Below are 26672 nucleotides of genomic sequence, written 5' to 3'. Positions count from 1 at the left end.
CATTAGAAAGATTTAGAAACAAGAAAAATATACAATATGCCAGGATTTGAATTTTTTGGAGATAAGGAAAGAGCAGAAGTACAAAAAGTGCTAGACTCAGGTGTTTTAATGCGTTATGGTTTTGACGGTATGCGTGGCGACCAATGGAAAGCATTAGAACTAGAAGAAGCCTTAACTAAAAGAATGGAAGTAGGTTACGCACAATTGGTAAGTAGCGGTACAGCAGCTTTAACGGTTGCTTTAGCTAGTGCTGGTATTGGTGCAGGTGACGAAGTAATTATGCCAACATTTACGTTTGTCGCTAGTTTTGAGTCTATTTTAGCATTAGGAGCGGTTCCTATTTTAGTTGATGTTGATAATACATTAACCTTAGATCCAGAAGCGGTTGAAAAAGCAATTACGCCAAAAACAAAGGTAGTTATGCCTGTGCATATGTGTGGTTCTATGGCCAACTTAAGTGCATTAAAAGCTATTTGTGTTAAACACAACCTTTTGTTGTTAGAAGATGCTTGCCAAGCAATTGGTGGTACTTACGAGGGGAAACCTTTAGGTAGCTACGGAGATTTAGGTTGTTTTTCTTTTGATTACGTAAAAACAATTACTTGTGGTGAAGGTGGTGCTATAATTACTAATAATGAGCAGTATTACAAAAACGCAGATCATTATTCAGATCATGGTCACGATCATATTGGAAAAGATAGGGGAGCGGAAGATCACCCATTTTTAGGATACAACTATAGAATTTCTGAATTACACGCAGCAGTGGGTGTGGCTCAGGTACAAAGATTAGATGAGTTTATTGCAATACAGAAAAAAACGTATACTATTTTACGTAATGCATTGTCTACTATACCAGAAGTAACATTTAGAGCTGTACCAGAAGGTGGTGAAGAAAACTACTCTTTCTTATCTATATTTTTACCAACAGAAGAATTGACAAAGAAAGCGCATAAAGCTTTAGGAGAAAACAGTGTTGATGCTTGTTTCTACTGGTATGCAAATAACTGGCATTACTACAAAAAATGGGCTCACTTAACTAATTTAACATCTTTAGGTAAATTACCTAACGAGGTTAAAGAGCAATTGCCAGACTATAGTACATCAGATTTTTCTAAGTCAGATCACTGGATTAGTAGAACTATATCTTGTTTGGTTAAATTAGGATGGTCAGATGAAGAAGTAGAGCAAAGAGCTGCTAATATGGTAAAAGCAATAAAATCTGTTTTATAATTGCATTGTAATTTAAAGACAAGGTTCTAGATACATAAAAATCCCTTAAAACTAAGTTTTAAGGGATTTTTTATGTCTTATAAAATGTAGGCTAGTTAGTATGTAACGTAGTCTACAATTTTTAAACCGTAACCAACAATACCAACACGTCTGGTTTGTGGTGTGTTCGTTAATAATTTAACTTGACTAATTTTTAAATCGTGTAGTATTTGTGCGCCAACACCAAAATCTTTACTATCCATATTAACATTAGGAGCTTTTACTAATCCGTCTCCTTGTAATTCTTTAAGCTGAGATAGTCTATTTAATAAGTTTAAAGATTGTGACTGTTGGTTAATAAAAACCATTGCGCCTTTGCCTTCTTTATTAATAGATGCAAACATATCTTCTAACTTTTTGTCAGGATTGTTTGTTAGCGTACCTAAAATATCATTGTTTACTAGGGTAGAGTTAATACGTGTAAGTATTTGCTCGTCTTTGCTCCAATTACCTTTAGTAAGTGCTATATGTATCTGGTTATTTGTAGTTTGCTCGTATGCATGTAGTTTAAATTCACCAAAACGAGTTTGAATTGTAAAATGTTCTTTCTTAACAATTAAAGAATCGTGTTGCATACGGTATGCTACTAAATCTTCAATAGAAATAATTTTTAAATCAAATTTTTCAGCAACTTTCAAAAGTTCAGGTAAACGAGCCATTGTACCATCTTCATTTAAAATTTCGACTAAAATACCAGCAGGCTTAAAACCAGCTAAACGAGCTAAATCTACAGTAGCTTCTGTATGTCCTGTTCTACGTAAAACGCCACCATTTTTAGCTTTTAAAGGAAAAATATGACCAGGTCTACCTAAATCACTTGGTTTTGTATCACCATCTACTAAAGCTTTAATAGTTTTAGATCTATCATGAACAGATATACCTGTAGTACAGCCGTGGCCAATTAAATCTACAGATACAGTAAACTGTGTATTATGAAGAACAGTATTGTTTTTCACCATCATAGATAAATCTAATTCCTCACAACGATCTTCTGTTAAAGGAGCACAGATTAAACCACGACCATTAGTGGCCATAAAGTTTATCATTTCAGGAGTTACCATTTCGGATGCAGCAATAAAATCTCCTTCATTTTCTCTGTCCTCATCATCAACAACAATAATAACTTTTCCTTTACGGATGTCTTCTATTGCTTCTTCAATTGTATTTAATTGTACTTTATTTTCCATCAGTTTTAGTCTTGGAATTTTTAATAAATCTTTTTTTAATCATATAAATAATATCGCCAAAAGAAATTAGGCCTTTATCATTTGTTGCTCTTATTGTTAAAAACATACCTAATGGTAGCATTACTAAAGCAGGGATCCAAGCAGCTAGGGCCGGAGATATTTTTCCGACTTTTGCAGAGTTGCCCACAAAAACGCCTAAAAAATAGTATGTTAAAAAGAGTACGGTGGCAATAACCATTGGTAATCCTAAGCCACCTTTTCTAATAATAGCACCTAATGGAGCTCCTACAAAAAATAATATAATACAAGAAAAGGCTAAAGCATACTTCGTATGTAAAGCCAGTATATGTATATTGTATCGTTGGTATTTTATTTCTAATTCTTTTTTTCTAGCACTAACAGAGCTTAATACTGCTGTGGTTAAGCTGTGAGCGGTATTATACAATTGTCCTTGCAATGGCTCTTTAAAGAGGGTAACAATGTCACCAGTAAAAGGTACCGTATCTTTTTTAATTACTTTTTTTTCTTTATTGGGTAATTCTATACCACCTTCTTTATCTTCTAGTTTTGGTTGGGGTTTGTTAAAACCATAATCGGGTTTAAAAGCACCAGCTCTATCACTTATATTTTTAGCAATTGCATTTATGGTTTTTATATTGTCTTTTTTTATAGAATCTATATCAACAATAAGCCTAGATACTTTTTTCATTTTTTCAGTATCAACATTACGATCTTCTTCTAAATCTTGATCGCCCATATCTGTAAGCTGTATATTAATAATATACTCGTTAAACTTAGCTTTGGCAAATGGTAGTTTTAGCTTTGTTTTACTGTTCTTACTCTGTATATCTTCATAATAATTACCATCTTTAAGAATAAGTTTTACAATGTCAGATCCTTCACTACTAACTAATTCGCCTTTTTTAGCTTTAATAACAACATTGCTAAGTACCTTATTCGCTTTTTTATGAATTATAATGTTCTCCAAAAAGCGGTCGTTTTCACCATACTTTTTATCAACCTTAATATTCATTCCTTCAAAATCGCTAAAAATACCTTCTGCAATTATAGCAGCAGGTTTTACGTTACCAATATTACGTTTAAGATTGTATATTTTGTGAGCAGCGGCAGGAGCTACGTTATTTGCAAAAAAGAAAGCGACAACACCAAGTAATAAAACAAATACTATAATAGTACGCATTGCACGTTGTAGAGAAATACCTGAAGCCTTCATCGCGGCAAACTCATAATTTTCGGCTAGACTACCAAATGTTAAAATAGAAGAAAGTACCACCGTTAACGGCAATACTTTGTCTATAAGACTTGGCATAAAGTAAAAAATAAACTTACCTATAATAAGTAAGTCTAAACCTTTACCCGCTAAGTCTCCTATATACAACCAGATCGTTTGAAATATGAAGATTAACATCAATATTGCAAACGAACTGAAGAAGTTAAATAAAAATTTTGTTAGAATGTAACGATCTAATAATTTCAATGGCTTAGTTTCTTATGATATAGTACCCACTATCTTCGTACTTTTTAAGGTCAAAAGTAAATAAGCTTTTTGATAAAGTCTGATTTGTTTTAAAAGAATTAACAGTAATTGTAGTTTTTGTTCCATTAGCGCCTGTTTCTATAAGATTATAGATGTGTTTTGTCTCTACATCTATACCTAAAAGTCTAGACTTTATCTCAGAATTAGAATCTATAGGAATTAATTTAATATACTGAATTTTTCTTCCGTTTATAGTTTGCAACTTATCCCAAGCATAATTATGCCCAGATTTGTAAAAAGTTAACATTTTAGAAGGCGTCATAGCATTATCGTCGCTAGACTTATCTTCAATAGTTACTTCTTCGTTGTCAGGAACAACAGTGTATACCTTTTTGCCATCAAACAATTGCATAGATCCTAAGTAATTAAAAAGATATTTTTCGCCCTGTAGGGTAACATCTCCTCTTGTTTCTCTATTTATGTTTGCTTCACTATTGTTTAGTGAGTGTTTAAAGTCTACAAAAATGTTATCGTAACTAGTAACTTTGTTATAAACCTGATCTAACAAGGCTTTTGCCTTAGCGGAATTTTGAGCAAAAGATACATTTGCTATTAAAATAAATACTAAAACTCCTAATTTTTTCATCGTAATGGTTATTAAATGTTATTTTTTCTCGTTGTCTAATAATTGGTCTAATGCCATCATATCTGGTACTAAAACTTGTCTTGCTTTACTTCCTTCAAAATGACCAACAATACCAGCAGCTTCCAATTGATCTATAATTCTACCTGCTCTATTGTAACCTAACTTCAATTTTCTTTGTATTAGAGAGGCAGAACCTTGTTGTGCAATTACAATAACTTCTGCAGCATCTCTAAACAGAATATCTCTGTCTGATATGTTATTATCAATACCTGTGCCAGACTCATCCGGACCAACATATTCTGGTAATAAAAGAGCTTCTGCATATGCTCTCTGTGATCCTATGTAACCTGTTATTTTTTCTACTTCAGGAGTGTCTACAAAGGCACATTGTACACGTATAACATCATTACCTTGTGTGTAAAGCATATCTCCACGACCAATTAATTGATCTGCACCTTGCGCATCTAGTATGGTTCTAGAATCTATTTTAGAAGTTACTCTAAATGCAATACGCGCAGGGAAATTGGCTTTTATAATACCCGTAATTACGTTTACAGATGGTCTTTGTGTGGCTATAATTAGATGAATACCAATGGCTCTAGCCAACTGAGCTAAACGCGCAATAGGTGTTTCTACCTCTTTACCAGCTGTCATAATTAAATCTGCAAACTCATCTATTACCAATACAATGTATGGTAAAAACATATGTCCGTCATTAGGATTTAATTTACGAGCTTTAAATTTAACATTGTATTCTTTGATGTTACGTACCATTGCAGCTTTTAGCAACTCGTACCTGTTATCCATTTCTATACAAAGCGAATTTAAGGTATTTATAACCTTGGCATTGTCTGTAATAATGGCATCTTCAGAATCTGGCAATTTGGCTAAAAAGTGACGTTCTATCTTATTAAATAGCGTAAGTTCTACTTTTTTAGGATCTACAAGTACAAATTTAACCTCTGCAGGATGTTTTTTATACAAGAGTGATGTTAATACGGCGTTTAAACCAACAGATTTACCTTGTCCTGTAGCACCTGCCATTAATAAGTGTGGCATTTTAGCTAAATCTACGACTAAAGTCTCATTACTAATAGTTTTACCAAAAGCAATTGGCAGTTCCATTTCTGCTTTTTGGAACCTACTACTTGCAATTACAGAACGCATAGATACGATAGACGGGTTTTTGTTAGGAACTTCTATACCAATAGTTCCTTTGCCAGGAATTGGTGCTATAATACGAATACCTAATGCAGCTAATGACAATGCAATATCGTCTTCTAAGTTTTTAATTTTAGAAATACGTACACCAGCATCCGGAACAATCTCGTACAAAGTAACCGTAGGTCCAATAGTAGCTTTTATTTGAGCAATTCCAATTTTGTAGTTTTTAAGAGTTTCTACAATCTTATTTTTGTTTTCTTCTAATTCTTCTTGATTAATTGTAATTCCAGTATTTGCGCCGTGTTGATCAAGTAAATCTATATGCGGAAACTTATAATTAGCTAATTCTAAGGTAGGATCAAACTCTCCAAAGTCTTCAACTAATTTATCTGCTAGGTTATCTGTTTCCTCTTTCTCTTCGGTAACTTTTTCTACCTGCATATCTAAGTTATCAGGAATAAGTTCCTCTTCCTCTTTAGCTACAGTAACCTCAAAGCTATTGTCTTCTTTAACAACCTCTTTTTCTATAGGTGGTATTTTCTCTTTATGAGTGTATGTTTCTACTACAACAGGAGCTTCTTCTTTTACTTTTTCTGTAACGGAAGATTTTTTATCTTCTTTAGCAGCATCAGTAGAATCGGTAGCATCGGTGGTAGAACTAAATTCTTCAGATAAAGCAGTTTTCTTTTGTTTAAAGTAAAGTAATACATTTTCTGGCGTGAATTTAAATAGGCGAACCAAAATAAATATCAAACCAAAAATAAGCAATAATAATACGCCAATTTTACCAACGTAATCTTGAAGAAAATCATTCATCTCATAACCAACTAAACCACCTAGTAAAGGCCATTTAGCAGCAAAAAATCCAAAAGCAATAGAAAACCACAAAATAAATAGTAGTCCCCAAATCCATTTTTTAATTAAACCGTTTTTAGGCAAACTAAAAAAGAGCGTTAATCCGGATAAAAATAAAAGTATTGGTACTATAAAAGAAGACACGCCAAAACCTTTGTATAAAAATAGATGACCAATACTGGCTCCAAATTTATTTAATAGATTTTGTGCTTGTTCGTTTCTATTTGCAAACTCAGATAACAAACTCTGGTCTTCTTGCCAGGTAAAGTAGAAAGAAGTAAAAGAGAAAAATAAAGCAATGGCAAACAGCATTATAACACTACCTAACAATATTTTGTTTTGTTTAGATAAGCCAAGACTGCGTTTCTTTTTAGGGGTAGCAGCTTTCTTTTTACTAGTCTGTTTTGCCATTAAATATGTATTCCTTTATTATTTATAAATAACCAATGTGTTGGTTACCAGTTAAAAATTTTAGGGATGTAAATAATACATCCCACTATTGATGCTGTTATAGACACAATCATAACAGCACCAGCAGCAACGTCCTTAATAAAGCCAATTTTTACATCGAACTCCGGCTGTACGTAATCTGCTATTTTTTCTATAGCTGTATTAAGGCCTTCAATACCCATTACCATACCAATAGCGAACGTCTGAAAAATCCATTCCGAGCTAGAGATTTTGAAATAAAAACCTAAAGAGGTAATTAAAATACAGATAAAAAACTGAACCTTAATACTAGCTTCTGTTTTTAAAAGTAATATAGCACCTTTTAAAGCATAACCAACACTGCGTATTCTATTTAATGCAAAACTTTCCTTTGGCATACTATAATACTTCTAAAGCAGCTTTATAATTGGGTTCTTCAGTGGTTTCTGCAACTTGTTCTGTGTAGATAACTTTACCTTCTTCATTTAAAACAACAATAGATCTAGATAAAAGAGCCTCTAAAGGTCCATCTGAAAAAGAAACATTGTAATGCGAACCAAAATTACCATCTTTAAAATCTGATAACATTTCTACATTATCTAAACCTTCTGCGCCACAAAAACGAGCCTGTGCAAATGGTAAATCTTTAGATACACATAAAACAACTGTGTTATTTAAGGTAGCAGCATCTTTATTAAATTGTCTAACAGATTGTGCGCAAGTACCCGTGTCTACACTTGGGAATATATTTAAAACTACCTTTTTACCTTTGTAGTTTTCCAAAGTAGCTGTAGATAAATCATTTTTAGTTAGTTTAAAATCAGGAGCTGAGCTTCCAACTTCTGGTAAATTCCCTACTGTATTTATTTTATTTCCTTTTAATGTAACTATAGCCATAATGTGTGTGTTTTAATTTTGGTGTGAAATTAAAAAATATATGAGTGATATGTAACTATTTTGAATAAAAAAGTAGCGAACACCTGCAACTAATTAATTATAAGGTAAAATTATTACTTTTAAAGAAGTTATAAGTAAAACTTATTCTTTGATAAGATCAAACAATTTCTTAACTTATGTTCTGCTAAATATTTTACTAATTTTACGACACAAATAAATAGTATTGTTATGGAAAACAAAAAACTTACCACTTCTGCTGGGGCTCCAGTATCAAACAATCAGCGTTCACAAACAGCTGGTGATAGAGGCCCGGTTTTAATTCAAGATTATAAATTATTAGAGAAATTAGCGCATCAAAATAGAGAGCGAATACCAGAACGTGTTGTACATGCAAAAGGCTGGGGAGCAATGGGTACATTTACTGTAACACATGATATAAGTAAGTATACTAGAGCAAAAATATTTTCTTCAGTAGGAAAAAAAACACCTATTTTAAGTCGATTTTCTACCGTTGCTGGTGAAATGGGAGCTGCAGATACAGAAAGAGATGTACGTGGTTTTTCTGTTAAGTTTTATACAGAAGAGGGTAATTGGGATATGGTTGGTAATAATACCCCCGTATTCTTTTTAAGAGATGGTTATAAGTTTCCAGATTTTATACATACACAAAAAAGGCATCCAAAAACAAATATGCGCTCTCCGGAAGCAATGTGGGATTATTGGTCTTTATCTCCAGAGAGTTTACACCAAGTAACTATTTTAATGTCTGATAGAGGTATACCAATTACGCCTATGCATATGAATGGTTACGGATCTCATACCTATAGTTTTTGGAGTGCTGATAATGAACGTTTTTGGGTGAAGTTTCACTTTAAAACACAACAAGGACATAAGCATTATACAAATGAAGAGTCGGCTAAAATAATTGGTGAGACTAGAGAAAAGTATCAAGAAGAGCTTTTTGGAGCTATAGAAAAAGGTAGTTTTCCTAAGTGGACATTAAAAATACAGGTAATGCCAGAGGCAGATGCCGAAAAAACACCATACAATCCGTTCGACTTAACTAAGGTGTGGCCACACGCAGATTACCCGTTAATAGAAGTAGGGGAGATGGAGTTAAATAAAAATCCAGAAAACTACTGGCAATTTGTAGAAAATGCAGCTTATTCGCCTTCTAATGTTGTTCCGGGTATTGGTTTTTCTCCTGACAAAGTATTGCAAGCACGTATATTTTCTTATGCAGATGCCCACAGATATAGATTAGGTACACATTACGAGGCTTTACCTGCTAATGCAGCTAAATCAGAAGTTAATCACTACCATAAAGATGGTGCTATGCGTTTCTTTACTAATGATTTTGGTACTCCAGATGCGTATTATGAGCCAAATTCTAAAGGCGGACCAATTGAAGACGCTAGCGTAGAAGAACCACCAATGAAAATTAGCGGTGATGTTAAACGTTACGAAGAAAATGATACCTATGGTGAGTTTAAGCAACCAGGAGATTTATTCAGGATGTTTAATGACGACCAAAAAAATAGATTATTTAGTAATATTGCTGCGGCAATGCAAGGAGTTTCTATGCCAGTTATAGAGCGTCAATTAGTTCTTTTTGATAAAGCAGATCTTGCCTACGGTAACGGAGTACGTAGAGCTCTAGGTATTTCGGAATTAGAAAATTACTAAGAATAACAATAGTTTAATACGGGATAAATAGCGGTATGCTATTTATCCCTTTTTTTATAAAAAGAATATGACGGATATAACAACTGCATTTTTTAATGCAATACGTGCTAATGAATTAGAGGAAGTAACCCAAATGGTTGCTGCTCATCCAGAATTAGTGAATATAAGAGACACGCGTGGATCTACGCCTCTAATTTTGGCTACCTATTATAACTATTTAGATATAGCAAAGGTGTTATTGACTAATAATGCTTCTATAGAAGATAAAGATGCATCTGGAAATACTGCTTTAATGGGAGTTTGCTTTAAAGGTTTTGATGCTATTGCCGAGTTTTTAATTGCTGAAGGTGCAGCTGTTAATGCAGTAAATTTATCTGGAGCTACAGCTTTGATTTACGCGGCAACATTTAATAGGCAATCTATAATTAAAATGTTATTAGATAAAAATGCAGATAAAACTGTAGTAGATCAAAGAGGAAACTCGGCTTTGGATCATGCTAAAATGCAAGGTTTAGATGATTTAGTTGCGCTACTAGCATAGAGAATATAACAAACAACAACAATTTACCATAACAAACAAAACCCTGAGACTAGTTTTCAGGGTTTTGTTTGTTTTAAATTATAGATTATAAAGAAAGAAAGAAAGAAAGAAAGAAAGAAAGAAAGAAAGAAAGAAAGAAAGAAAGAAAGAAAGAAAGAAAGGTCTAAAATATAAAAGCCACAATTCTAAATTAGAATTGTGGCTTTTGTTTTAGAGCAGTAGTTATACTGCTTACTTGTCTATAGAACCTAATACTCGTTTCATAAAACTGTTTAGAGCTTCTTTTTCTGGTACACCTTCCTTAATAGATTTTTGCACCTCTAAAGCACCATACATATTAGAAATTAGTTCTCCAATAACATCCAGTTCTTCATCTTTAATAGAAGAAACTTCTGTGAGCGCCTCTAGAGTTTCAATTGTTTCAAGAACGTAATCTTCATCGTTCTCTTTTATAAAACTTGTAAGGTGTTTAATTATTGGCAATTTCATGTACTAATTCTTTTAAAACATCATATTTATTAGTCTGCGTCTGGTTTTTGATACTTCCATTTTCGAATGTAGCAAATGTAGGTAAATTGTCTACATTGGCTAATTTTCTAGATTCAGGAAATTTCTCAGCATCAGCTAAAATAAATGTAATAGATTCGTTTTCTGCAGCCTCTTTTTTAAATTTAGGCTTCATAATTCTACAGTTTCCACACCAAGTAGCAGAGAACTGTACAACAACTTTTTCGTTTTCAGCAATTAGTTCTGCTAAGTTGTCTTTTTCTAGTTCTAGTAACATACTAAAATTAGTTAGAGTGAGAAGCTAAATATTCTGCTGTACCTTTAGCGTTAGCTTGCATAGCATCTTTTCCTTCTTCCCAGTTTGCAGGACAAACTTCACCGTTTTTTTGTACGTGAGTGTAAGCATCTACTAAACGTAAAAACTCATTTACATTTCTTCCTAAAGGCATATGGTTAATTCCTTCATGAAAAACAGTACCTTCTTCATCTATTAAGTAAGTTGCTCTGTAAGTAACATTGTCACCATCTACAGTTATAACTCCTGTTTCATCATTGTAAGTTTCGTTAGATATATCTAAGATTCCTAAAGTAGAAGCTAAGTTTCTGTTGCTATCTGCTAATATTGGGTAAGTAACACCTTCTATACCACCATTATCTTTTGGCGTACTTAACCAAGCAAAGTGTACTTCCGCAGTATCACAAGAAGCTCCAATTACTATTGTATTTCTTTTTTCAAATTCTGCTAGTGCAGATTGAAAAGCGTGTAATTCTGTTGGGCATACAAAAGTAAAATCTTTAGGGTACCAGAATAATAATACTTTTTTGTTGTTGTTTTGAGCCTCTTCCAATACGTTCAGTTTGAAAGTATCGCCCATTTCATTCATTGCGTTAACATTTAAATCCGGGAATTTTTTACCTACAAAAGCCATTTATTTTTTATTTAAGGTTATACATTTTTGTTACTGCAAATATAACCTACAAATATGCTTTAGTAAGATGAATAAAATTTTAATTGTTTATAGAACAATAAGCTTTCTTTATGTAGTATTTAGTTTTACGCTTTTTTGTCTTTTAACTGTCTAATTTTAATGTTTAAGGCAGCAAAAAGTAAAGTTGTAAACGGACTTAACCAGTTAAATATAGCATATATAAAGTATTCGCCAACACCAACACCAAGAACTCCAGACTGGTAAGCACCACAGGTATTCCAAGGAATTAATACAGATGTTACGGTACCAGAATCTTCTAAGGTTCTACTTAAGTTCTCTGGAGCAAGACCTTTGTCTTCGTATGCTTTTTTAAACATTTTACCTGGAATTACTATGGCTAAATATTGGTCACTTGCAATAGCATTTAAACCCAAACAACTAGCAACTGTACTTGCAAACAAACCAAAGGTAGTTGTTGCTACAGATAGTAGAGCTCTTGTAATTCTAGCTAAGGCTCCAATGCCATCCATAATGCCACCAAAAACCATAGCACAACAAATAAGTAAAATTGTCCATAGCATACCATTAATACCACCAGCACTAAACAATTTCTTTAATCTTTTTTTAGTAATTAGCTTATCTAGGTTATCTGCCTTAGTTGCTAAAACTGCTTTATCTGTAGTAAGAGTAGTAAAAATACCTGCTAGATCTTCTTTTGTGTAAATGTGTTCTAGATCGGTACTCGTAAAAATGTTTTTTAGATCGTCATTTTCTTTAATTAGTGTCAACTCTTCAGCAGAAAAACGAGCTATTTGTTCACTGTCATCTATAGAAACAGAGGTATCAGTTAATACAGCAGTAACAATAGAGCTTACTTGTGATTTACCTAATCTATCTAAAAGCTTAGGCTGAAAAATAAAGGCAAAAACAATAGCTAAACCTACACCAGAAAGTAATGCAACAATGGGTTTTGTTTTTAATAGAATTAAAACAATAACGACTATAGGAACTATAAACAATAATGGTGTAATAGTAAAATTTGTGCTTATTGTGTCTAATATAAATGCAGTATCCGTAGTTCCCGATGTATCTATATTAGCGCTTAAAATACCAAAAAAGATAAGTGTAACAATTAGTGTTGGTACCGTTGTTATAGTCATATATTTTATATGAGTAAACAGGTCTGTGCCTGCCATAGCAGGAGCAAGGTTTGTGGTGTCACTCAACGGGGACATTTTATCTCCAAAGTAAGCACCAGAAATAACAGCTCCAGCGATCATTCCAGGATTAATACCTAATGCAGTACCAATACCTATTAGCGCAATACCTACAGTAGCAGAAGTGGTCCAGCTACTACCAGTAGCAATAGATATTATAGCAGCTATAATAACAGATGCGGGTAAAAATATACTTGGATTTAAAACTTGTAAGCCATAATAGACCATTGCAGGTATAATACCACTAACCAGCCAAGTACCCGCTAACGCACCAACCATAATTAATATAAGTATGGGTATAAAAACACTTTTAAGGTTTTCCCAAATTTCTTTTGCCATTGTCAGGAAAGAAGTTTTATTGTAAAAACCAACTATAGCAGCAACGCCACCACCAATTAAAAGTATTATTTGGTTGGTATATTGACCAAACCACTCTTGATCCTCTACAAAAAATATATTGTATGCTAAAAGCGACATTAAGATAATTACCGGGATTAAAGCTTCAAAGAAATTTAATTCTTTATTTTCTACAATATGCTCATTTTTAGGGTCTGAGGTACTTAGGTTTTGGTTATGCATTAAAGTGAGTTAGTTAATTACCTTGTAATATTACAATTTTGGTGCGTTTCTTGCAAGTTTTATATCTTCATATTAAAGGTTAAATTATCGCAAAATACCCAAGTCTAACATACATTTTTTCATCATTTTGTAGGTTCGTTCAATGTCATTATCTAACCCTATAGATAACCTAATTAAACCGTTAGATAGTCCCATTAATTCTTGTTCTTCCATTGGTATTTCTGATGATGTAGACGTTCCTGGAGCACTAAATAATGTCTTGTAAAACCCTAAACTTACTGCTAAGTATCCTAAATTGCGTTCTTGCATTAATTCCATTACTGCATTGGCGTTATCTAAAGAACCTACATCTAATGTCATAATACCACCATACCCATATTCGGCAACCATTTGGTTGTTCATTTTTTCGTGACTAGGGTGCGACTTTAATCCAGGATATACCACTCGTAAGCCGTCTTTTTCAAAGTTTTGAGATAGATACAAAGCATTTTCGCTGTGCTTTTTTATTCTGATATGTAGCGTTCTCATATTCTTTAAGATTGATGCTGCTCTATAGCTATCTAAAGTACTACCCAATAGCATTGCTGCGCCATTGTTTACATCTTTTAAACTAGCACAAAAATCTGCAGTGCCACAAACCACACCTGCAACAGTATCACTAGTACCGTTTATAAACTTAGTTAAACTGTGTATTACAATATCTGCTCCTAATTTAGCAGGAAGAATAGATAAGGGGGAGAATGTATTGTCTACAACTAGCGGAATATTATGTTTTTTAGCCAATAGCGCTAACGCTTTTATATCTGCAATTTCTAAAAGCGGGTTACTAACAGCTTCACAATAAATCATTTTTGTTGCAGGAGTAATAGCACGAGCTACAGCATCAATATCTGTAATGTTTACAAAAGAGGTGTCTACATTAAACTTTTTTACAAAATTCTTTAAAAAAGCATAAGTTCCTCCGTATATAGTTCTACTACTTACCATATGGTCGCCAGCGCTACATAATTGCATAATTACAGATGTTATTGCGCCCATACCACTTGCGTAGACGTTAGCAGATTCTGTGCCTTCTAAAGCAGCTAGAGCTTCACCTAAGTATAAATTAGACGGGGTAGAATGTCTACTGTATAAATAACAACCTTCTGTATTGCCTTCAAATGTGTCAGACATTGTTTTGGCTGAAATAAACGTATAGGTAGATGAGTCTGAAATAGAAGGATTAACCCCTCCAAATTCTCCAAAGTACTGCAAATCTAGTAACTTGTCTGATGCTTTATAATCCATTTTTCTTGATTTTAAGTAGTTAGTTGTGAACTAAAAGTAGATTTAAGCAGTAGTATTGTCAACCTATTTTGTTATTTGGTTAAAATAAATCTATCAAAATATAATATCATAGATTTTTAATCTATTTTTAGTCGGAATTACTTCAATTTTAGGAAAATATGGTGAATTTTGATGAAACAGACGTAAAATTATTGGCGTTACTGCAAAGCGATTGTAAAAAGACAACTAAAGAGTATGCGTTGCATTTAAACTTATCTGTAACTGCTGTTTATGAACGAATTAAGCGTTTAGAACGCACTGGTATAATTACTAAATATGTAGCTTTAATTGACAAAAAAATAGTGAGGCGGTCTTTTGTTGTCTTGTGTCACATTAAACTTATTCAGCATTCTAAAGAGTTTTTAATGCAGTTTGAAAAAGAAGTGCAAAAGCTAAAGGAAGTAGGAGAGTGTTACCATGTTAGTGGCGATTATGATTACATTTTAAAAGTATATGTAGAAAATATGGAAGCCTTTAGAGATTTTATGGTTACCAAATTAACGGCATTAAACCATATTGGTAGTACACAAAGTTCTTTTGTGATAAATGAAGTTAAACATACTACAGCAATAGAGATTGGCGTTTAGAATCTATGTTATGACTTCTAAAACGCTAAAAATTTGTTATAATAAAAAGAGGAAGGTATTATAATTTCCTATCCACAAAAAATAGTGCTAATTTTACAACTTTAATCAAAGAAAAAGATATGAATTCATATGATGTTGCCGTAATTGGCTCAGGTCCTGGAGGGTATGTTGCAGCTATACGTTGCGCACAATTAGGAATGAAAACAGCAATAATAGAGAAATATTCAACTTTAGGTGGTACATGTTTAAATGTAGGCTGTATTCCGTCTAAAGCATTGTTAGACTCTTCTCATCATTATGAAGATGCCGTAAAGCATTTTGAAGAGCATGGAATAGATATTCCTGGCGAGATTAAAGTCAACCTAGAGAAAATGATTTCTCGTAAACAAGCAGTAGTTGACCAAACTACTGGTGGTGTTGATTTTTTAATGAAGAAAAATAAAATTGATGTTTACGTAGGCACTGGTTCTTTTAAAGATGCTACGCATATTTCTATAGTAGGTGAAGAAACTACAGAAATTGAAGCTAAACATACTATTATAGCTACAGGTAGTAAACCATCTACATTGCCTTTTATTACATTAGATAAAGAGCGTGTTATTACTTCTACAGAAGCATTAAAACTTAAAGAAATACCAAAACACCTTATTGTAATTGGTGGTGGTGTTATTGGTTTAGAATTAGGACAAGTATACAAAAGATTAGGAGCAGAAGTTTCTGTAGTGGAGTATATGGACCGTATTGTACCAACTATGGATGCTGGTGTTTCTAAAGAACTGAATAAAGTTTTAAAGAAACAGAAGTTTAAAATGAATTTGTCTCACAAAGTAAAATCTGTTGAGCGCAAAGGAGATGAAGTTATAGTTAAGGCTGATAATAAAAAAGGAGAAGAAGTTACATTTACAGGAGATTACTGTTTGGTAGCTGTTGGTCGTCATGCATATACAGATGGCTTAAATGCTGAGGCTGCTGGTGTTAAATTAACAGATAGAGGATTGGTAGATGTTAACGAGCATTTACAAACAAGTGCTTCTAATATTTACGCTATTGGTGATGTAATTAAAGGTGCTATGTTAGCGCATAAAGCTGAAGAAGAAGGAACTTTTGTTGCTGAAACTATTGCAGGTCAAAAACCACATATAGATTACAATTTAATTCCAGGTGTAGTATATACTTGGCCAGAGGTTGCAGCTGTTGGTAAAACGGAAGAGCAATTAAAAGAAGCTGGAGTTGAATATAAAGTTGGTCAGTTTCCTATGCGTGCTTTAGGTAGATCTAGAGCTAGTATGGATTTAGACGGATTTGTAAAAGTACTTGCAGATAAAACTACAGACGAAATTTTAGGTGTGCATATGGTTGGTGCACGTGCAGCAGATATGATTGCAGAAGCAGTTGTTGCTATGGAGTACAGAGCTAGTGCAGAAGATGTATCTAGAATGTCTCACGCTCACCCAACATTTACAGAAGCTATTAAAGAAGCGGCCTTAGCTGCTACAGGCGATAGAGCTTTACATATTTAAGCTTCTATTTATATTAAACAAAAAAGGCTACTCAATAGAGTAGCCTTTTTTGTTTAATATAATTTGTAAAAATGATCTACAGGACCATTTCCTTTACCTAATTCTTTTCTTTTTCCTGCTACAATAGCTTGGTGTGTATAGGTTATTCCTTTTTGTACAGCATCTTTAAGTTTGTTTCCTAATGCTAAATGTGTAGCAATTGCAGAAGATAATGTACACCCTGTACCGTGTGTGTTTTTTGTATTTACTTGCGTTTTACTAAAATTATGTAAAGTGTTTGTTTGGTAGTTGTATAAAACATCTACTAGCGTTTTACTATTTTCTATATGTCCGCCTTTTAATAAAACAGATGTTTTGTATGTTTTTCCTATTTCCTCAGCAATTTCTGGCATATTTTCAGGAGAAATTACATCAATATTAAGTAAAACCTGTGCTTCTGGTAGGTTAGGTGTTATTAAAGTAGCCATTGGTAAAAGCAGTTTTAAGGCTTCTAATGCAGAATTATCCAGTAAATTGTGTCCAGAAGATGCTACCATTACTGGGTCTAAAACGATGGGTAAATCTTTATATGCTTCTAAGGTTTCTAATACGGCCTCTATAATCTCTGCAGATTGTAACATTCCGATTTTTATAGCACCAATATTTATATCGCTTAATACCGCTACTATTTGGTTTTTAATTTCTGAAGAAGGAATTGGATAAATGGAATTAACACCTACTGTGTTTTGTGATGTAATGGCAGTAATTGCTGTTGTTGCAAACGCCCCATTAGCACTTATGCTTTTAATGTCTGCTTGTATGCCGGCACAGCCACCAGAGTCGCTCCCAGCAATAGTTAATACAGTTTTGTATATGGTTTTTGTGTTTTTCATTCGTGTTTTAATGTCAGCATGCAAATCTATATAATTTGTAGTTTTTGGCACTACATTATTCTTAATTAACATACGTGTAAAACACAAAAAAAGCCCTTACGAATTGTTCGTAAGGGCTTTTTTAGTATTGCTATGTGCTTATTTTTTGTGAGACCCGTCGCAAAAAGGAGGATTACTCGTTAATTTACAAGTACACATGTTGTAAACTTTAGCTTCTTCTACAGAAAAACGTAAAGAAGGAGTTGCATTGTGTGCTTTATGAGAACCGTCACAAAATGGCTGATTTTTACTGTGGCTACACGTACACCATCCGTAGTTTTTATCTTTTTCCAATTCTACTTTAATTGGAGTATATTGTTTGTCGTCGCTCATTTTTATAGTTATTTGGCTGTAAACATAGCCTAAAAGAACAGATCAAAAAATAGTAAGACTTAATTTTTAGCTAGTCTAAATAGCTTTAAAGTAGCAGATTTAAACTTTTCTATTTTAGATTTAATTTTAAGTTCGTGTTTATCATACAATAAGGCTAAATAAGTAGACGCTACCATAAATAAAATAGCACCAATTATAACTTGAATAGGACTTAAAGAATATTTAAAGAAATGATAAAACCCTAAGCCAGTAAAGCTACCATAAAGAATAATAAAGTGTATTACGTAAATAGCAAGTGTGTTTTGGCCAATTTTTAAAATTACTTTATTGTTTATGTAAGACCGCAATATCATAAAGATTGAAAATATAAGAAGAACATCTCCCAATCTTATAAATAAATAGTTATTGGTGTAAACGGGCTCTAGAAAGTTGCTTCCTGTAACATCGCATATTAAAGCAAATAAAGGAGACGATCCAAAAATTAAAAACAATCCAACTACACTGCATATCAGGATTGCAGTAGTATATAGTTTTTTGTACGCTTTGTATTTGGTAAATAAGATAGCCATAAACGCACCAAAAGTTGCGTAACCAAACCAAGGTATTATTGTAAAAACAGAGCCATTTGCCTTGGTTAGGTAATTCGCTAGAGCAGCAGGTATATAATCGTGCGTTAGCTTTTCATAAGTCGGTTCAAAAATAAATAAGATTATAGTTATGGTTACTAAGATTGATGAAAATACAACCGGTTTAGTTGTACTTGTAAGTAAATACAATCCAATTAAACCTAAAATTGAAAACCCAATACAATGCAGAACATCTACGTAGAAAAAAGAATCAAAAACTTCACCAAATAGTATGCTAAAAAGGTTCATTCTAAGTAAATAGCCAATAAGTAGCAACTGTAGGCCTCTCTTAATTCCTTTTTTTACACGCGGATTTTTAAGTCCTTTTTTATCGCCTCTAATTAATAAATATGTAAAAATAAAACCAGATACAGTAAAGAAAACAGGAGCCGTCATTCCTCTAAAATAACTCCATATTGCGTAAGCTGGAATTGCCCTGTCTCTGTATTCAAAATCTAAAAGTCCGTCTATAAAATGTCCTTGTAACATCATTAAAATTGCCCAAGCACGCATAGCGTCTATAAAGTATAATCTGTACTTATTCTCTTTCATTCGGTTTTTATAAAAAAGCTATTTGCTTGTTTTACAAGTGGTTTTGGTTTTTTCGTTTGCAAAATTAGCTAAAATGCTCGCAATTGATCCTTATTTACGGTATTTTCGTTAAAAACTATATAAAATGAGTAAAATTTTAGCCTTTGCAGGAAGCAATTCTAGCTCTTCTATTAACTATAAATTCGTAAATTTTACAGCTAGCCTTTTAAACGACCATACAGTGACTTTATTAGATATGGCAGAGGTTAAGCTTCCTTTGTATAGTGAAGATTTAGAAAAGAACAATGGCTTTTCAACCGAATTAAAAGATATAAAAGAAGCGATAAGCAATGCAGATGCACTTGTTTTATCTGTAAATGAGCACAATAGTGGTTTATCTTCATTTTTTAAAAATCTTTTGGACTGGTTGTCTAGATACGATCGTAATTTTTTAGAAAACAAAAAAGTACTATTACTATCTACTTCTCCGGGCAAAAGAGCAGCTATGAGCGCAAAAGAGCAGGCTAGTGGTATGTTGCCTCGTTTTGGAGCAGAAATTGTAGCTACGTTCTCCTTACCATCTTTTTATGATAATTTAAAGGACGAAGGTATTGTAGATCCCGATCTTAATAAAAGCTACAAAAATGCAATTGATCAATTTTTAGCAAAAATCTAAAACATTGCGAAAATCTCTTTCTTTTACCGTTGGTAATGTTTCGGTGTTTAAAACACAATTATTACAATGGAGCCAGCAATTTCATGAAGTAGTTTGGTTAGACAGTAATGGGCACAAAGACCGGTACAGTTCTTATGACGGTATGTTGGCAACAGATGCACTTACGGCTTTGTCTACCGATAGTTTTAATGCTTTTGATGATCTAAAAACGTATCAAACAGAGACTAAAGATTGGATTTTTGGTTATTTAACGTACGATTTAAAGAATAATGTAGAACGATTAAAATCGGCTAATTTTGATGGACTTCGCTTTCCAGAATTGTACTTTTTTCAACCTAAGAAAATTATTCAACTACAGGGAAATACAGTTCATTTCTTGTATTTAAATATGGTTGATGATGAAATTGAGCTAGATTTTAAAGAGATTACAGCTTTTAAGGAAGAAAAAGCTGAAGCAACATCAGAAAAAGATATACATATTAAAATGAGAATCTTTAAGGATGATTATTTTAGTAGGGTTCATAAAATGCTTCAAAAAATACATAGAGGAGATATATACGAGGCAAATTTTTGTCAGGAATTCTATGCAGAGAATACGGAGATAAATCCTTTAGAGACGTATAGAGAGCTTAATAAAATATCTGAGGCTCCATTTTCTGTTTTTCTTAAGTTAAACGATAAATATTTGGCTTCTGCTTCTCCAGAACGATACATAAAAAAAGAAGGTACAACGCTAATTTCTCAGCCTATAAAAGGAACTGCAAAGCGATCTTTAGATAAAATTGAAGATGAAAAATTACGTATTACTTTAGCTGAAGACGAGAAAGAACGTGCAGAAAATATAATGATTGTAGACTTGGTGCGCAACGACCTCTCTAAAAGTGCGGAGAAGGGGAGTGTGCAAGTATCGGAATTGTGTAAAGTATATACTTTTAGTCAAGTACATCAAATGATTTCAACTATTACTTCAATAGTAAAAGAAGATAAAAATCCTGTAGATATTATAAGAGAAACCTTCCCGATGGGTAGTATGACGGGTGCACCTAAGGTTTCTGCTATGCAAATTATAGAAGAATTAGAAGCTACAAAACGCGGACTTTATAGCGGTACCGTTGGGTACATTACACCAGATCAAGATTTCGATTTTAATGTGGTTATCCGTAGTATCTTGTACAATGCTTCAGAAAAATATGTTTCATTCTCTGTGGGTGGCGCTATTACTGCAAAAGCTAGTCCCGAAAAGGAGTATGAGGAGTGTTTGCTAAAGGCAAAAGCAATGAGGCAGGTTTTAGAAGGTAAAGTGTCTTAACTTTATATACATTTGTATTGTGTTAGAAGAATTTAAAAATCATATAAAAACAAACTTTCCGTTACTGCTAAAATATCCTTTTTTAGTAGCAGTAAGTGGTGGCGTAGACAGTGTTGTTTTAACGCATTTATGTGCGCTTTGTAATTTAGATTTTTCTATAGCACATTGTAATTTTAAACTACGTGATGCTGCTAGTGATGGTGATGAGGATTTTGTAAGACAATTAGCAAGTAAACTCAAAAAAGAAATTTATGTAACTAATTTTAATACAAATGGTTATGTTGCAGATAATAAAGTGTCTATTCAAATAGCAGCTAGAGAATTAAGATACACGTGGTTTGCTAAATTACTAAAAAAAAACAATTTAAAAACTGTAGTTACAGGTCACCAAGCAGACGATAATTTAGAAACTTTTTTAATTAATCTTTCTAGAGGTACAGGTGTAGATGGCTTGGTTGGTATACCCTCAAAAACAGAACTTTCAACACGTCCTTTATTACCTTTTACAAGAGAACAAATTGTAGCGTATGCAGAGGCGAATACTATAGTTTGGAGAGAAGACCAAACCAATAAAGAAACAAAGTATTTAAGAAATAAAATACGACATAAAATTGTTCCGGTATTAAAAGAGTTGCATCCTACTTTTTTACAAAATTTTGAGAATACTCAGTCTAATTTACAAGAAACAGCAGCGCTTGCTAGCAATCATATAAAACAAATTAAAGAGCAATTGTTTGTGCAGAAAGGGAATGTAACAGAGATTTCGATCTTAGAATTGTTACAATACAAGCCGGCTAAAACGTATATGTACGCGCTGTTTAATGAGTTTGGTTTTACCGAATGGCAAGATGTTGTTAATTTGCTAACTACAATGAGCGGTAAGCAGGTTTTATCTAAAACTCACCGATTGGTTAAAGATAGAGATGTATTGCTGTTACAAGAGCTAAAAGAACGTAGTTCTGATATCTATTTAATAAACAAAGAACAAACAGCCGTAGATCACCCAATTTTTTTAAAATTAGAAAAGGCATCTACTTTAGATGTAGTAAATGATGCTACTATTTATGTAGACAAAACAAAGTTAGAATTTCCGTTAGTGTTACGTAAATGGGAGCAAGGAGACGTTTTTTATCCGTTTGGACAACAAGGAAAAAAGAAACTAAGTAAATATTATAAGGATATAAAATTAAGTGTTGTTGCTAAAGAAGAGCAATGGCTTTTGTGTTCTGGAACTAAAATTGTTTGGGTTGTTGGTAAAAGAGCAGACAACAGATTTAGTGTAAAAGATGGTGTTTCTAGTATTTTAAAAATCAGTTTATTAGGTTAGTTACTGTCTTTTTTGTTCGTTACATTAAAAAATAGATTTCTATTTATAAAATTTAATTCTACCTTTAGGCAAACAAGCTAAGGTTATGCGCAGATTAAAAAAGATACTAAAAATAACAATTCCAATAGTAGGATTGTTAGTGTTAGGACTTTGTATTTTTCTTTACTCTTTAACTCCTGTTTATGAAGGGGAAGCAAACCTCAAAAACTTATCAGAAAACGTAGATGTTTACTACGATTCTTACGGAATTCCTCATATATATGGTGTTAGTGAAAAAGATGCTACACGTGCATTAGGGTATGTTCATGCTCAAGATAGGTTGTGGCAAATGGAGCTGCTTAGACGTATTAGTGCGGGTCAATTATCAGAAATTTTTGGAGAAGATTTAGTAGAAACGGATAAACTGTTTTTAGCTTTAGGTATAGATGATTATTCTAAAGAAACAGTAGCTAATTTAGATCCTAATAGCGATTATGTTCAGCTTACACAGGCTTATTTAGATGGTATTAATCAGTTTATAGAAGAAGGTCCAACTCCAGTAGAGTTTTATTTAACGGGAGTTAAAAAAAGAGCTTTTGAGCTTAAAGACGTGTATAATACCATTGGTTACATTGGTTTTAGCTTTGCTATGGCGCACAAAACAGATCCTTTTTTAACTACAATACAAGAGAAGTTAGGAGTAGCGTATTTACAAGATTTATCTATAGAAACCATTCCTACATCAACCTATATCAAAAATTACGATCCTTTAAAAGATACGCTTCAACTAGAATTGTCTTCAAAATTAACTTCAGCCTTAAAAGATTTACCCTTACCAATGTTTGAGGGGAGTAATAGCTGGGTTTTATCGCCCGAGAAAACAAAAAATGGGAATGTTATTCTTGCAAACGATCCGCATATAGGCTTTTCGCAACCATCTGTATGGTACGAGGCTCATATTAGTACGCCTACATATAAAAAATACGGATATCATTTGGCAGGTGTTCCTTTTCCGCTGTTGGCCCACAGTCGCCAATTGGCATACGGTTTAACTATGTTTGAGAATGACGATGTAGATTTTTATTTTGAAGAAACAAATCCACAAGATTCTACATTGTATAAAACCGAAAATGGTTGGGAGAAATACACGTACAAAGAAAAAATAATTAAGGTAAAAGGAGAAGATGATATTAAGTTTACGATAAAATCTACAAGACACGGAGCAGTTGTAAACGATGTTGCAGCTAGTGTTACAGGAGAAAAGCCAGTTACTATCTCGTGGATTTATACAAAAGTAGAAAACAAATTATTAAGTGCTTTGTATGGGATGTCTCATTCCGAGACCATGAACACTTTTAAGCGTCATTTAGAAGACATACACGCTCCAGGATTAAATATTATGTATGGCGATGCAGAAGGTAATGTAGCTTGGTGGGCAACTGCAAAATTATATACGATGCCCGATAGCACCAATACAAAACTTATTTTAAACGGAGCTAGTGGCAAGCAAGAACGTGGTGGGTTTTTAGATTTTTCTGAAAATCCACACGCAGAAAATCCGCCTTGGAACTATGTCTATTCTGCAAACAACCAACCAGATACCATTAATGGTCGATTTTTTCCTGGATATTACTTACCTGAAAATAGAGCAAAACGAATTGATGAGTTGTTAAAGCCTAAAAGCGATTGGGATAAAGAAGCGGTTTCTAAAATGATAACAGATGTAACTTCTTCGGTAGACCCATATTTAGCTACAAGTATGGCTAAAGATTTAGACATTACCAATTTAGATAAAAGCTATATTAAACTGTTAGACGATTTAAGTAAATGGGAGGGTGAAGCTACGGTAAACAGTGTAGAATCTAGTGTGTACCAACGTTGGGTGTTTTATATGCTTAAAAACACGTTTAAAGATGAGTTGGGTGATGTGCTTTTTACACAACTATTATCAACTCATTTTCATAAGAGATTAATTGCGCCTTTAGTGAATAATACTACTTCTATTTGGTGGGATAATGTAGAAACTGAAAAAATAGAAACCTCGAAAGATATTTTTCAAATCTCTTTTGAGCAAGCAGTTGCATCCTTGGAAAAGCAGTTTGGTAAAGATACCTCTACTTGGACTTGGGGTAAAATACACACCCTAGAGCACGAGCATCCTATTGGTAAAGTAGAAGCACTACGTAAATACTTTAACGTGGGTCCTTTTCCTATAAATGGGACAAAAGAAGTAATAAACAATATGGGTTTTACGTATGATGAAACCGGTGAGTATAAAGTAACATCAGGGCCATCTACACGTAGGGTTATAGATTTTTCTGATATAGAAAATAGTATAAGTATATTGCCTACGGGCCAATCTGGTAACCCGTTTAGTTCTCATTACAACGACCAAGCTAAAATGTATAACAATGGCGAGTTTCGTAAAATGATGATGAATAAAGAAGAGATTATATCTACTAAAAAATCTTTATTGGTCTTTAAACCAAAAGAGAAGTAAATTTTATTTTTCGAAGTAAGAGTTAATTATTACATAGCTGTTTTCTGATTAACACTTGTTAATTTTTAGAATAATTTTCTTACTTTTAAGAAAATTAAAAATGAATGCTTACAAAAGTTTTTGGTAGTGCTGTATTTGGAGTAGAGGCTACAACTATTACAGTAGAAGTAAATATTAGTAAGGGTATTGGCTACCATTTAGTAGGTTTGCCAGATAATGCCATTAAAGAAAGTAACTACAGAATTGCTGCAGCTTTGCAGAACAATGGCTATAAAATCCCAGGAAAGAAAATAACTATTAATATGGCTCCTGCCGATTTACGCAAAGAAGGCTCTGCATACGATTTAACCCTTGCGTTAGGTATTTTAAGTGCTTCTAGTCAGATTAAATCCGATGCTATAGGAAAGTATATTATTATGGGCGAAATTTCTCTAGACGGAAGTTTACAGCCTATTACTGGTGCGTTACCTATAGCCATAAAAGCAAAAGAAGAAGGTTTTGAAGGCTTTATTCTACCGAAACAAAATGTAAAAGAAGCAGCCATTGTTACAGGTTTAAAAGTATATGGTGTAGAAAATATTACGGAGGTTATAGATTTTTTTGATAAAGATGTGCCTTTGGAGCAAACCATAGTAGATACCAGAGAAGAGTTCTATAAAAGCTTAGATTTTCCGGAGTTCGATTTTAATGATGTAAAAGGACAGGAAAGCATTAAGCGGAGTATGGAAATTGCAGCAGCAGGCGGACATAATATTATTTTAATTGGTCCTCCAGGCTCAGGAAAAACAATGCTTGCCAAACGTTTGCCTTCAATTTTACCTCCAATGACTTTGCATGAAGCCCTAGAGACCACAAAAATACATAGTGTGGTTGGTAAAATTAAAAACGCAGGATTAATGAATCAGCGTCCGTTTAGAAATCCACACCATACGATTAGTTCTGCAGCCTTAGTAGGCGGCGGAAGTTACCCACAACCAGGAGAAATATCGTTATCTCATAATGGAGTTCTTTTCTTAGATGAGCTGCCTGAGTTTGAGCGTAAAGTTCTAGAAGTGATGCGTCAGCCTATAGAAGATAGAGAAGTAACCATTGCTAGAGCACGCTTTACGGTAACATACCCAAGTAGTTTTATGTTGGTTGCAAGTATGAATCCTAGTCCGGGAGGTTACTTTAATGATCCAGATGCACCAGTGTCTTCTTCGCCAGCAGAAATGCAACGGTATTTAAGTAAAATATCGGGACCTTTATTAGATCGAATAGATATACATATAGAAGTAACTCCGGTTCCTTTTGATAAACTTTCTGAAGAACGAAAAGGAGAAAGCAGTGTTACCATTCGCAAGCGCGTAACAGCAGCAAGAGAATTGCAAACACAGCGTTTTGAAGCCTTAGAAACCATACACTATAATGCACAAATGAATACCAAACAAATACGTGAGTATTGTGCTTTAGATGCGCCTTCTAAAGAATTGCTTAAAACCGCAATGGAGCGCTTAAATTTATCTGCCAGAGCTTATGATAGAATTTTAAAAGTATCTAGAACTATTGCAGATTTAGCAGCGTCGGAGGCTATTTTGGGAGATCATATTTCTGAGGCTATACAATATCGAAGTTTGGACAGAGAAGGTTGGCTGGGGTAGTTT

At 33.4% G+C, this 26672-nt stretch carries 24 protein-coding genes and 1 pseudogene; 10 read left to right on the top strand and 15 right to left on the bottom strand.

The window, feature by feature from the left end; genetic code table 11:
- Positions 1-36 precede the first annotated feature (36 nt).
- Positions 37-1230 (top strand): DegT/DnrJ/EryC1/StrS family aminotransferase, encoded by a 1194-nt coding sequence (locus M4I21_RS01445; protein ID WP_249557201.1) that lies wholly within the window; start codon positions 37-39, stop codon positions 1228-1230.
- 95 nt (positions 1231-1325) lie between these two features.
- Here M4I21_RS01445 and ribB read toward each other — a convergent pair whose 3' ends face one another.
- From ribB to tpx, 6 genes are read right to left on the bottom strand one after another with little or no spacing between them, the layout of a single operon-like run.
- Entirely contained in the window at positions 1326-2456 is a 1131-nt protein-coding gene (ribB, locus tag M4I21_RS01440) for a 3,4-dihydroxy-2-butanone-4-phosphate synthase (RefSeq protein WP_249557199.1), read from the bottom strand.
- Complete coding sequence (locus M4I21_RS01435; RefSeq protein ID WP_502798709.1) at positions 2446-3933, bottom strand: LptF/LptG family permease; 1488 nt, start codon at positions 3931-3933, stop codon at positions 2446-2448. Before M4I21_RS01435 ends, ribB begins: the two co-directional genes overlap by 11 nt.
- A 25-nt stretch (positions 3934-3958) precedes the next feature.
- Positions 3959-4600, bottom strand: a complete 642-nt coding sequence (gene lolA1 / locus M4I21_RS01430) for an outer membrane lipoprotein periplasmic chaperone LolA1 (RefSeq protein WP_249557195.1) — start codon at positions 4598-4600, stop codon at positions 3959-3961.
- Positions 4601-4618: 18 nt separating this feature from the next.
- A complete protein-coding gene (locus tag M4I21_RS01425) occupies positions 4619-7030 on the bottom strand; it encodes an FtsK/SpoIIIE family DNA translocase (protein ID WP_249557194.1) in 2412 nt (803 codons plus the stop codon).
- A 44-nt stretch (positions 7031-7074) separates the two neighbouring features.
- On the bottom strand, positions 7075-7446 hold the full coding sequence (locus M4I21_RS01420; protein WP_249557192.1) for a diacylglycerol kinase: 372 nt from the start codon (positions 7444-7446) through the stop codon (positions 7075-7077).
- A gap of 1 nt (position 7447) precedes the next feature.
- Positions 7448-7945 (bottom strand): thiol peroxidase, encoded by a 498-nt coding sequence (gene tpx / locus M4I21_RS01415; RefSeq protein WP_249557190.1) that lies wholly within the window; start codon positions 7943-7945, stop codon positions 7448-7450.
- A gap of 228 nt (positions 7946-8173) precedes the next feature.
- Here tpx and M4I21_RS01410 point away from each other — a divergent pair, with 228 nt between their 5' ends.
- A complete protein-coding gene (locus M4I21_RS01410; protein WP_249557188.1) occupies positions 8174-9631 on the top strand; it encodes a catalase in 1458 nt (485 codons plus the stop codon).
- Positions 9632-9698: 67 nt separating this feature from the next.
- The gene (locus M4I21_RS01405) at positions 9699-10172 is read left to right on the top strand and encodes an ankyrin repeat domain-containing protein (RefSeq protein ID WP_249557187.1); all 474 of its coding nucleotides are present in this window, start codon (positions 9699-9701) and stop codon (positions 10170-10172) included.
- Positions 10173-10403: 231 nt separating this feature from the next.
- On the opposite strand, the gene M4I21_RS01400 is transcribed toward M4I21_RS01405, so the two are convergent.
- The 5 genes from M4I21_RS01400 to M4I21_RS01380 form a co-directional block, all read right to left on the bottom strand.
- Positions 10404-10661 (bottom strand): DUF6952 family protein, encoded by a 258-nt coding sequence (locus M4I21_RS01400; protein ID WP_249557185.1) that lies wholly within the window; start codon positions 10659-10661, stop codon positions 10404-10406.
- On the bottom strand, positions 10642-10956 hold the full coding sequence (locus M4I21_RS01395) for a thioredoxin family protein (protein ID WP_249557184.1): 315 nt from the start codon (positions 10954-10956) through the stop codon (positions 10642-10644). The genes M4I21_RS01400 and M4I21_RS01395 overlap by 20 nt, the downstream gene beginning before the upstream one ends.
- 7 nt (positions 10957-10963) lie before the next feature.
- Entirely contained in the window at positions 10964-11608 is a 645-nt protein-coding gene (locus tag M4I21_RS01390; protein WP_249557183.1) for a peroxiredoxin, read from the bottom strand.
- A 125-nt stretch (positions 11609-11733) separates the two neighbouring features.
- Positions 11734-13404, bottom strand: a complete 1671-nt coding sequence (locus tag M4I21_RS01385; RefSeq protein WP_249557181.1) for a Na+/H+ antiporter NhaC family protein — start codon at positions 13402-13404, stop codon at positions 11734-11736.
- Positions 13405-13488: 84 nt separating this feature from the next.
- The gene (locus M4I21_RS01380; RefSeq protein ID WP_249557179.1) at positions 13489-14691 is read right to left on the bottom strand and encodes an aminotransferase class I/II-fold pyridoxal phosphate-dependent enzyme; all 1203 of its coding nucleotides are present in this window, start codon (positions 14689-14691) and stop codon (positions 13489-13491) included.
- A gap of 161 nt (positions 14692-14852) precedes the next feature.
- Between M4I21_RS01380 and M4I21_RS01375 the strand changes: the two genes are divergently transcribed.
- The gene (locus tag M4I21_RS01375; RefSeq protein WP_249557773.1) at positions 14853-15317 is read left to right on the top strand and encodes an Lrp/AsnC family transcriptional regulator; all 465 of its coding nucleotides are present in this window, start codon (positions 14853-14855) and stop codon (positions 15315-15317) included.
- 119 nt (positions 15318-15436) lie between these two features.
- Complete coding sequence (lpdA, locus tag M4I21_RS01370) at positions 15437-16837, top strand: dihydrolipoyl dehydrogenase (protein ID WP_249557177.1); 1401 nt, start codon at positions 15437-15439, stop codon at positions 16835-16837.
- Positions 16838-16890: 53 nt separating this feature from the next.
- Here the strand turns inward: lpdA and thiD are convergent, their stop codons facing one another.
- From thiD to M4I21_RS01355, 4 genes and pseudogenes are all read right to left on the bottom strand, one after another.
- A complete protein-coding gene (gene thiD / locus M4I21_RS01365) occupies positions 16891-17709 on the bottom strand; it encodes a bifunctional hydroxymethylpyrimidine kinase/phosphomethylpyrimidine kinase (protein ID WP_249557176.1) in 819 nt (272 codons plus the stop codon).
- Between the two features lie 138 nt (positions 17710-17847).
- Complete coding sequence (locus M4I21_RS01360; protein ID WP_283771747.1) at positions 17848-18042, bottom strand: CDGSH iron-sulfur domain-containing protein; 195 nt, start codon at positions 18040-18042, stop codon at positions 17848-17850.
- A gap of 3 nt (positions 18043-18045) precedes the next feature.
- Positions 18046-18102, bottom strand: a pseudogene (locus M4I21_RS18525) (hypothetical protein); the annotation flags it as partial.
- A 38-nt stretch (positions 18103-18140) separates the two neighbouring features.
- Entirely contained in the window at positions 18141-19259 is a 1119-nt protein-coding gene (locus M4I21_RS01355) for a heparan-alpha-glucosaminide N-acetyltransferase domain-containing protein (protein ID WP_249557172.1), read from the bottom strand.
- 124 nt (positions 19260-19383) lie between these two features.
- Here M4I21_RS01355 and M4I21_RS01350 point away from each other — a divergent pair, with 124 nt between their 5' ends.
- The 5 genes from M4I21_RS01350 (at position 19384) to M4I21_RS01330 (ending at position 26669) form a co-directional block, all read left to right on the top strand.
- A complete protein-coding gene (locus M4I21_RS01350; protein WP_249557170.1) occupies positions 19384-19914 on the top strand; it encodes an NADPH-dependent FMN reductase in 531 nt (176 codons plus the stop codon).
- A 4-nt stretch (positions 19915-19918) separates the two neighbouring features.
- The gene (pabB, locus tag M4I21_RS01345; protein ID WP_249557169.1) at positions 19919-21223 is read left to right on the top strand and encodes an aminodeoxychorismate synthase component I; all 1305 of its coding nucleotides are present in this window, start codon (positions 19919-19921) and stop codon (positions 21221-21223) included.
- 19 nt (positions 21224-21242) lie between these two features.
- A complete protein-coding gene (gene tilS, locus M4I21_RS01340; protein WP_249557168.1) occupies positions 21243-22550 on the top strand; it encodes a tRNA lysidine(34) synthetase TilS in 1308 nt (435 codons plus the stop codon).
- A gap of 85 nt (positions 22551-22635) precedes the next feature.
- Positions 22636-25029, top strand: coding sequence for a penicillin acylase family protein (locus M4I21_RS01335; RefSeq protein WP_249557166.1), 2394 nt, complete (start codon positions 22636-22638; stop codon positions 25027-25029).
- Positions 25030-25133: 104 nt separating this feature from the next.
- The gene (locus M4I21_RS01330; protein ID WP_249557165.1) at positions 25134-26669 is read left to right on the top strand and encodes a YifB family Mg chelatase-like AAA ATPase; all 1536 of its coding nucleotides are present in this window, start codon (positions 25134-25136) and stop codon (positions 26667-26669) included.
- The last annotated feature ends 3 nt before the right edge of the window (positions 26670-26672 follow it).

It is taken from the genome of Cellulophaga sp. 20_2_10 (assembly GCF_023476645.1).
Taxonomy (GTDB): Bacteria; Bacteroidota; Bacteroidia; order Flavobacteriales; family Flavobacteriaceae; genus Cellulophaga.
The sequence above is the reverse complement of the archived record's forward strand: the minus strand, read 5'-3'. Positions and strand labels throughout refer to the sequence as shown.

Coding starts and splice junctions, on each gene's coding strand:
- M4I21_RS01445 (WP_249557201.1), top strand. CDS start 37: ATGCCAGGATTTGAATTTTTTGGAGATAAGGAAAGAGCAGAAGTACAA.
- ribB (WP_249557199.1), bottom strand. CDS start 2,456: ATGGAAAATAAAGTACAATTAAATACAATTGAAGAAGCAATAGAAGAC.
- lolA1 (WP_249557195.1), bottom strand. CDS start 4,600: ATGAAAAAATTAGGAGTTTTAGTATTTATTTTAATAGCAAATGTATCT.
- M4I21_RS01425 (WP_249557194.1), bottom strand. CDS start 7,030: ATGGCAAAACAGACTAGTAAAAAGAAAGCTGCTACCCCTAAAAAGAAA.
- M4I21_RS01420 (WP_249557192.1), bottom strand. CDS start 7,446: ATGCCAAAGGAAAGTTTTGCATTAAATAGAATACGCAGTGTTGGTTAT.
- tpx (WP_249557190.1), bottom strand. CDS start 7,945: ATGGCTATAGTTACATTAAAAGGAAATAAAATAAATACAGTAGGGAAT.
- M4I21_RS01410 (WP_249557188.1), top strand. CDS start 8,174: ATGGAAAACAAAAAACTTACCACTTCTGCTGGGGCTCCAGTATCAAAC.
- M4I21_RS01405 (WP_249557187.1), top strand. CDS start 9,699: ATGACGGATATAACAACTGCATTTTTTAATGCAATACGTGCTAATGAA.
- M4I21_RS01400 (WP_249557185.1), bottom strand. CDS start 10,661: ATGAAATTGCCAATAATTAAACACCTTACAAGTTTTATAAAAGAGAAC.
- M4I21_RS01395 (WP_249557184.1), bottom strand. CDS start 10,956: ATGTTACTAGAACTAGAAAAAGACAACTTAGCAGAACTAATTGCTGAA.
- M4I21_RS01390 (WP_249557183.1), bottom strand. CDS start 11,608: ATGGCTTTTGTAGGTAAAAAATTCCCGGATTTAAATGTTAACGCAATG.
- M4I21_RS01385 (WP_249557181.1), bottom strand. CDS start 13,404: ATGCATAACCAAAACCTAAGTACCTCAGACCCTAAAAATGAGCATATT.
- M4I21_RS01380 (WP_249557179.1), bottom strand. CDS start 14,691: ATGGATTATAAAGCATCAGACAAGTTACTAGATTTGCAGTACTTTGGA.
- lpdA (WP_249557177.1), top strand. CDS start 15,437: ATGAATTCATATGATGTTGCCGTAATTGGCTCAGGTCCTGGAGGGTAT.
- thiD (WP_249557176.1), bottom strand. CDS start 17,709: ATGAAAAACACAAAAACCATATACAAAACTGTATTAACTATTGCTGGG.
- M4I21_RS01355 (WP_249557172.1), bottom strand. CDS start 19,259: ATGAAAGAGAATAAGTACAGATTATACTTTATAGACGCTATGCGTGCT.
- M4I21_RS01350 (WP_249557170.1), top strand. CDS start 19,384: ATGAGTAAAATTTTAGCCTTTGCAGGAAGCAATTCTAGCTCTTCTATT.
- M4I21_RS01335 (WP_249557166.1), top strand. CDS start 22,636: ATGCGCAGATTAAAAAAGATACTAAAAATAACAATTCCAATAGTAGGA.
- M4I21_RS01330 (WP_249557165.1), top strand. CDS start 25,134: ATGCTTACAAAAGTTTTTGGTAGTGCTGTATTTGGAGTAGAGGCTACA.